This window comes from Parabacteroides sp. AM58-2XD (assembly GCF_003463685.1).
In the GTDB taxonomy this organism is placed as follows: Bacteria; Bacteroidota; Bacteroidia; order Bacteroidales; family Tannerellaceae; genus Parabacteroides; species Parabacteroides segnis.
On sequence record NZ_QSDP01000168.1, the window covers coordinates 1 to 7,445 of the forward strand.

Consider the following 7,445-nt stretch of genomic DNA (forward strand, 5'->3'; position numbering starts at 1 on the left):
GGGACTAAAGTCCAATGAGATAGATCCTTTACTAATCCGTCAGCTGAAGCAGACGGCAAATAAACCTGTTACAAGGCTTGTTTTATTGACTGGCTTTAACACACCCCCTACCCCCTCTCAAGAGGGGAGCCAGTTACAACCAGTCAATAAACAGATGATTCAATTATTTCTATACATGATTCATTTATTCTATATATCATTCCAAAACCAGCACCTCGTTATCCTTATAGCTTTCATAGCTGGAAACGATTACCTTTTCTCCTGCTTCCAGGCCTTCTGTTACTTCATAATACTGCGGGTTCTGACGGCCGATCTTGATCTTACGGCGATAGGCTTTCTTGCCATCTTTGTCAAGTACGAAGATCCAACTGCCACCGGTACTCTGGAAGAATGTTCCGCGTGGGATGATGATACTCTCCGTCGGCTGTCCCAGTTCCAGATTGATATAATAGGTCTGACCACTACGGATATTGTCAGGACGTTCACCTGTAAACACCAGGTCCGTACGGAATTTACCGTCGCGAACTTCCGGATACACCTTGCGCACGGCCAGTGCGAAACTTGTTCCCTGACGGTCGAAGTCGGCATCCAGTCCCGGCTTGACACGGTCGATATAATGTTCGTCGATCAGCGCTTCCACCTTATAGTCGGAAAGGTCGTTGATCTGGCCGATCTTTAAACCGGCAGAAACATTCTGTCCCAGCACGACATCCAGCAAACCCAGTTCGCCGTCAATCTGTGAACGGACATTCAGATGCTCCTTACGTTCATGAACCAATTGGATATTACGGCGCATGTTGGCCAGACTGGTTTCCATTTCGTCCATCTGGATCGTACGGGATATAGAATCCTGACGCAGGCGCTCAACAACAAGGTCGTATTTCTTTGTTGCTAGTTCGTAATCTTCTTTAGCTTTCAGATACTCTTCCTTGGCAATCAGGTTTTCATCATACAATTTCTTCTGTTGTGAATAAGCACGGCGTGAACGGGCAATATCGACATCGAGTTGCGCCTTTTCCAACTGATTGTTCAGTTTGTCCTGTTCCATGGCCACCTGTGTGTTACGCAGGAAGTTTTGTTTTTCTGCCAGCTGGGCTTCGGCATCCAATATCTGCAAATCGAGGCTTGAATTGGAAAGTCGGATAATAACGTCACCCTTCTTCACCTGGGCACCTTCTTCCACTACTTTCTCCTGAACGATACCGCCTTCTTCCGGACTCAACTGTACCACAGTGATCGGCTGCACCTGTCCGTTTACACGAACGAAATCATTGAACTGCTCCTTGGTCACCTCACCGATACTGATACCGCGGGCGTCCACTTTCAATGTCGATGCATGATCGCCGAAAATGATCCATCCGACCAATGCCAGGAATAAAACACCGCCACCTACATAAGGTAAATGTTTCTTCTGAATGCCTCTTTTCTTTTCTAATTGTATATCCATTGTTGTATGTTTTTATTTCTTTAATTTTCAATTCTTAATTTTCAATCAAAAAGCGGTTTACCTTTATAGTAATCAACCAACTTGCATTTCAGCAGATACATCAGCTTCCGTTGCAGCAAATCAGCCTTCGACAGCAGTAAAGTGTTGGCGCTGGTCTGTAAGTCGATCGGGCTCATCAGGCCTTCTTCGAATTTGCGAAGAGTCACCTGGTAGGCTATTTCGTCCGCCTGGGCTTTCTTTTCCATCCGGATCGTTTCCTTGGCGTACCCTTCACGATCGAGGATAGCCTGTTCGATAGCCGTCTGCAACTGGCGGAGCACCTCGGTCTGCTGTTCCTGGGCGATACGCATATTGTTGCGTGCCTTGCGCAGATTTGTCAGACGGTCCAGGCCATTAAAAAGCGGGAAACTCAGGTTAAAGGAAATGTATTCCCCCCGGTTGTTCTTAAACTGGCTTCCGAATGCAGTGGGTGCCTGTTCCGCTTTCAGGTTCTCATAATAATTGGTGGAAATACCGGCTGAAAATGAAATGGAAGGCAACATGCGCCCTTTAGCCATCAGATATTGCATTTTAGATGACTTCAGTTGAAGTTGTGCCTGTAAAGCTGTCGGGTTATTATCGGATGCGTAATCGTAAATTTCCTCCACCGATTCCAGCATGGTTGCATACGATTTATCCAGGAGCATGGTATCTACATCCAGCTCCATATCCGACGGGAAATTCATATTTTGTTTCAAAGTCAATATGGCTGTATTCAGCAGATTCTGCTGATGGGTCAGGTTATAATCGTTGGCAGCGACCTGCGCTTCGATCTGGGCGACATCGGCTTTACCTTTCAGTCCCAGTTCTTCCTGGCGACGGGTTCTATACAGGATACGGCTGTTCTCTTCCAGTTGCTCGGCAGCCAGTTTTACTGTTCCCTGATAATATACGACATCCATGAAAGCCTGCATCGTATTGATTGCCAGATCATCCTTTTCCTTCTGGATATCATTCATACCCAGTTGGCGGTTTGCTTTTGCCATACGCCATTGGTTGATCAGTTGTCCCCCATTAAATATAGGTATGGAAACATTCAGGCCATATCCGTTATTAAATGTAGATGTATTGTTATAGACGTTGGTTTCCGGGTCAATGGAACGTCCGAAACTATACTGCGCTCCCACACTTGCACTCATGGAAGGGAAGAAAGAAGCTACTGCTGAATTCAACTCTGCTTTATAAGAATCGCTCGTATGGATTTGTTTCTTGACTTTCGGACTGTTTTCAACGGCATAATGCATGCATTCGTCCATTGTCCAGCGTTTTTCTTGGGCCATGGCAGCTGTTGCCAGGCTAAGCGAAAGGATCGATGTAACTATTATCTGTTTCATTTTTGTGTTATTTTCTGCCAACAAAAGGGCAAAGAGCGTGCCAAACCTGATAAAACACTATTTATCAATAAATTGTAAAAACCGTTCTTTTTCAGAAGTGTAAAGAAATTAGACAGTGGTGTATAATTATTAGACAACCTGCATTTATCCGTTTTGTACGCATATTTTATCTGTCTAAATTTTAGACACAGGTTAGGTAGTATAAAACCGAAGCCCTATCTTTGCATTATAAATACATTAATATCACAATGGCTAAACAAGGCACCATACTGGTCGTAGACGATAACAAGGGGATTCTCACCGCAGTACAGATGCTGTTAGGTACCTGCTTCGAGAAAGTGATAACCATCTCTACCCCAAACAAAATAAAGACAACACTGCATAACGAGAATGTGGACGTAGTCCTGCTGGATATGAATTTCAGTGCCGGAATCAACACCGGCAACGAGGGGCTCTTCTGGCTGTCCGAAATAAAGAAGGAAGACCCGGCCGTACAGGTCGTACTCTTCACCGCTTATGCAGATATAGACCTGGCAGTAAGGGGCATCAAGGAAGGCGCCACCGACTTCGTTGTCAAACCCTGGAACAATGCAAAACTGCTGGAAACGCTGAAAACGGCTTACGATATCCGGATGGCAAACCGGAAAGGAGTTCCGCATGAGAGCAGCAAGCAGGTTATCTCCAAGGAAAGCGGCATGTTCTGGGGCGAAAGCAACGCCATGCAGCAACTCCGCAACCTGATCGAAAAGGTTGCCAAAACCGATGCCAATATCCTGATCACCGGAGAGAACGGAACTGGTAAGGAAATGCTGGCAAGAGAAATACATATGCTGTCGAACCGCAAAAAAGAGGCTATGGTCCCCGTAGATATGGGTGCCATCACCGAGACATTGTTTGAAAGCGAACTATTCGGCCATATGAAAGGTGCCTTTACCGATGCACGCGCCGACCGTCCCGGTAAATTCGAGGCAGCCAACAACGGGACCCTGTTCCTGGATGAAATCGGGAACCTCTCCTATCATTTACAGGCAAAGCTACTGACGGCCATCCAACGCCGCAGCATCGTCCGGGTAGGAAGCAACACCCCTATCCCGGTAAATATCCGCCTGATCTGTGCCACCAACCGCGATTTGCAAGATATGGTACAGAAAGAGCAGTTCCGTGAGGACCTTTTATACCGTATCAACACGATACACGTAGAAATACCGTCCCTCCGCGAACGTCCGGAAGACATTGTTCCGCTGACTGAAATATTCCTGGCAAAATATTGCAATATCTACGGTAAATCCTCCATGCGCCTCAGCGCGGATGCAAAGGATAAATTGAAGCAGCAACCCTGGTTCGGTAATATCCGCGAACTGGAACATACCATCGAAAAGGCCGTGATTATTTCTGAAGGCGAAACCCTCGACAGCTCCGACTTCGACTTCCCCCGCAAGAAAGAATCGCCGCTGAAAGAGGCAACCACACTGGAAGAGATGGAGTACAACATGATTAAGAATGCCATGGACAAGTACAACGGCAATCTCTCGCTCGTCGCCAGCCAATTGGGTATTTCACGTCAGACACTGTACAATAAAATCAAACGTTATGAATTATAATGTGCCAATATGCCAATGAAAGGCACATTGGCATATTAGCACATTGACACATTATTCTTATGTTAAAAGGTATCTATCATAGTCTGACTTTCCGGCTGGGGTTATTCGGAATATTAACCGTTGCAGGAACCTATTTCGCCATGACTCGGCAATGGGAATGGTTCATCCTCGTTTTCTTAGGCTGGCTGTATTCCATACGGATGATGAGCGAATTATACAAACGCAATGCCCAGAAGGTTGCCTTCATGTTCGATGCCATCGACAATAGCGACTATGCATTCCAATATGCCACCCGAGGACGTTCATCCAACGACAAGCTGGTAAGCGAATCATTGAACCGCATCACCCAGATACTTTTCCAGGCGAAAGCGGAAGCCGTGCAGAAAGAAAAATATTACGAGTTGATCATGAACTCGGTCAATACCGGCATAATCGTATTGGACGATATAGGCAATATCTACCAGACCAACAACGAAGCCCTTCGTCTGCTGGGTCTTTCCGTTTTCACCCATGTCAAACAGCTGGCGCGCATTGATGAAAAACTACAGACTACGATTGCCAATATCCTCCCGGGCGACAAACATCAGATATCATTCGTAAACGAACGCGGAACGGTAAACCTTTCCATCCGCGTATCCGAAATGACCTTGCAGGAAAAACATGTGCGTATCCTGGCTATCAACGATATCAACAGCGAACTGGACGATAAGGAAATCGACTCCTGGATACGTCTGACCCGTGTGCTGACACATGAGATTATGAATTCCGTCACCCCGATCACCTCACTGAGCGATACGTTGCTTTCCATCCACGAAGATGCCGACAGCGAAATACGTAATGGCCTGGAAGTGATCAGTACAACAGGAAAAAGCCTGATATCATTTGTCGAGTCATACCGCAAGTTTACCCATATCCCGACACCGGAACCTTCGTTATTCTATGTGCAAAAGTTTGCGGAACGGATGACAAATCTGGCCCGTCATCACAACAATTTCCCCAATATAACGATTAATATAAATATAGAACCGGCCGACCTGATCGTTTATGCGGATGAAAAACTGATCACCCAGGTTGTACTGAACCTGCTGAAGAATGCCATGCAGGCTATCGGCAGCGAACAACCGGACGGGCTAATCGAGCTGAAAGCCTATTGTAATCCGGACGAATCCGTGATTATCGAGGTGAGCAACAATGGTCCTACCATTCCACCGGAAGAAGCGGAACATATTTTTGTGCCGTTCTTCACGACCAAAGAAGGCGGAAGCGGCATCGGGTTATCCATCTCGCGGCAGATCATGCGGCTCTCGGGAGGTAGCATTGCCTTAAAGAGCAATCCGGCGATAAACAAAACGTCGTTTATTCTGACGTTCCCGTAGAAAACAATAAAACGTTCCCTTTGTTATTTCTATTAGAGGTACGTCTAATTTTATTTACACCTAGGTCTAAATCGATTTACACGTACGTCTAAATGAATTTAGAGGTAGGTCTGTTTCAAAAGACTACAGGAAAGAATAAAAAGAAAGTAACTAACATTTTGATATAACAAGTAATTAAAACATGAAACTGCTAGACAAACTCAAGATCAATCACAAACCTCGTTCCGGAGGATTAGACCTTTTAAAATACATAGGCCCTGGATTATTAGTCACCGTAGGATTCATCGACCCCGGAAACTGGGCAACCAACCTGGCTGCCGGTTCCGAATTCGGATATGCACTGCTATGGGTGGTTACTTTCTCTTCCATCATGTTGATCATTATCCAGCACAACGTTGCCCACCTCGGCATTGTAACCGGTTTGTGCTTATCGGAAGCAACCAATAAATATATGCCCCGGATGCTTAGCCGTCCTATTCTGGGTTCAGCCATGCTTGCCAGCATTTCGACTTCGCTTGCCGAGATATTGGGTGGAGCCATTGCACTGCGGATGCTGTTCAGCATACCGATAAAGATTGGTGCCGTAATCGTTACGATTGCCTGCCTGATTATGCTTCTCAGCAATACCTACAGCAAGATAGAACGCTGGATCATCATGTTCGTTTCCATTATCGGCCTCTCTTTCCTGTATGAACTGGCTTTGGTCGATGTCAATTGGGGACAGGCCGTCACAGGATGGGTAAAACCGTCGTTTCCTCCCAACTCCATGCTGATCATCATGAGTGTACTCGGTGCCGTAGTGATGCCCCACAACCTCTTCCTCCACTCGGAAGTGATACAGAGCCGCGAATGGAACCTGGAAGATGAATCCGTCATCAAGAAGCAGCTGAAATATGAATTTTATGATACGCTCCTGTCGATGGTTATCGGCTGGGCGATCAACTCGGCCATGATCATCCTGGCAGCAGCAACATTCTTTAAAGAAAAGATTACCGTAGACGAACTGGACCAGGCGCAACAATTACTGGTTCCCCTGGTTGGAAACAACGCCGGCGTGATCTTTGCCGCCGCACTGCTGCTGGCCGGTGTCTCTTCAACAATTACATCGGGTATTGCGGGAGCCTCCATCTTTGCCGGCTTCTATGGGGAAGCCTACAATCATAAAGACTTACACTCCAAGCTGGGAGTCATTCTTTCATTCGTCCCGGCCTTGCTCATCATCTTCCTGATCGGCGACCCGTTCAAAGGGTTGATCCTCTCGCAGATGCTGTTGAGCGTGCAGCTTCCTATCACAGTCTTTACCCAGGTATATCTAACCTCCAGCAAGAAAGTAATGGGACAATATGTCAATTCCCGTTCAACCACCATCCTTCTCGTATTATTGGGAACCATGGTTACGGTATTGAACATAGCTCTGCTAATCAGCCTATTTTAAAATAGTATAAGCATATGCCAATAGGGATAACTCTTATTACAATTATTATCAAATTTGAGCTATTTATAGTGACTGGTTGTAACTGGCTCCCCTCTCGAGAGGGCGAAGGGGGTGTGTCATATTCCCGCCTATACAACCATCCTAATCAGAGTCACTTGACTATTGCAGGTTCATTTGCCGTCTGCTTCAGCTGACGGTTTACAAGTTGTTTCT

At 46.2% G+C, this 7,445-nt stretch carries 5 protein-coding genes; 3 read left to right on the top strand and 2 right to left on the bottom strand.

Translation table 11 applies throughout. From position 1 onward, the window contains the following. Positions 1-196: 196 nt before the first annotated feature. A complete protein-coding gene (locus DXA15_RS23890; protein WP_128135702.1) occupies positions 197-1,447 on the bottom strand; it encodes an efflux RND transporter periplasmic adaptor subunit in 1,251 nt (416 codons plus the stop codon). A 41-nt stretch (positions 1,448-1,488) separates the two neighbouring features. Further along, positions 1,489-2,820 carry a TolC family protein gene (locus tag DXA15_RS23895; protein WP_128135703.1) on the bottom strand — a complete coding sequence of 444 codons (1,332 nt, stop codon included), beginning with the start codon at positions 2,818-2,820 and terminating at the stop codon, positions 1,489-1,491. Between the two features lie 248 nt (positions 2,821-3,068). Between DXA15_RS23895 and DXA15_RS23900 the strand changes: the two genes are divergently transcribed. The 3 genes from DXA15_RS23900 to DXA15_RS23910 all read left to right on the top strand — a co-directional run bounded on the left by DXA15_RS23900 (position 3,069) and on the right by DXA15_RS23910 (position 7,232). Beyond that, positions 3,069-4,421 carry a sigma-54 dependent transcriptional regulator gene (locus DXA15_RS23900; protein ID WP_128135704.1) on the top strand — a complete coding sequence of 451 codons (1,353 nt, stop codon included), beginning with the start codon at positions 3,069-3,071 and terminating at the stop codon, positions 4,419-4,421. Positions 4,422-4,480: 59 nt separating this feature from the next. Further along, on the top strand, positions 4,481-5,797 hold the full coding sequence (locus tag DXA15_RS23905) for a PAS domain-containing sensor histidine kinase (protein WP_128135705.1): 1,317 nt from the start codon (positions 4,481-4,483) through the stop codon (positions 5,795-5,797). 181 nt (positions 5,798-5,978) lie between these two features. Further along, a complete protein-coding gene (locus DXA15_RS23910) occupies positions 5,979-7,232 on the top strand; it encodes an Nramp family divalent metal transporter (RefSeq protein ID WP_128135706.1) in 1,254 nt (417 codons plus the stop codon). Positions 7,233-7,445 lie beyond the last annotated feature (213 nt).

Bases quoted from the DNA above. Each gene is read 5' to 3' on its own strand.
- DXA15_RS23890 (WP_128135702.1), bottom strand. From the start codon at position 1,447: ATGGATATACAATTAGAAAAGAAAAGAGGCATTCAGAAGAAACATTTA.
- DXA15_RS23895 (WP_128135703.1), bottom strand. From the start codon at position 2,820: ATGAAACAGATAATAGTTACATCGATCCTTTCGCTTAGCCTGGCAACA.
- DXA15_RS23900 (WP_128135704.1), top strand. From the start codon at position 3,069: ATGGCTAAACAAGGCACCATACTGGTCGTAGACGATAACAAGGGGATT.
- DXA15_RS23905 (WP_128135705.1), top strand. From the start codon at position 4,481: ATGTTAAAAGGTATCTATCATAGTCTGACTTTCCGGCTGGGGTTATTC.
- DXA15_RS23910 (WP_128135706.1), top strand. From the start codon at position 5,979: ATGAAACTGCTAGACAAACTCAAGATCAATCACAAACCTCGTTCCGGA.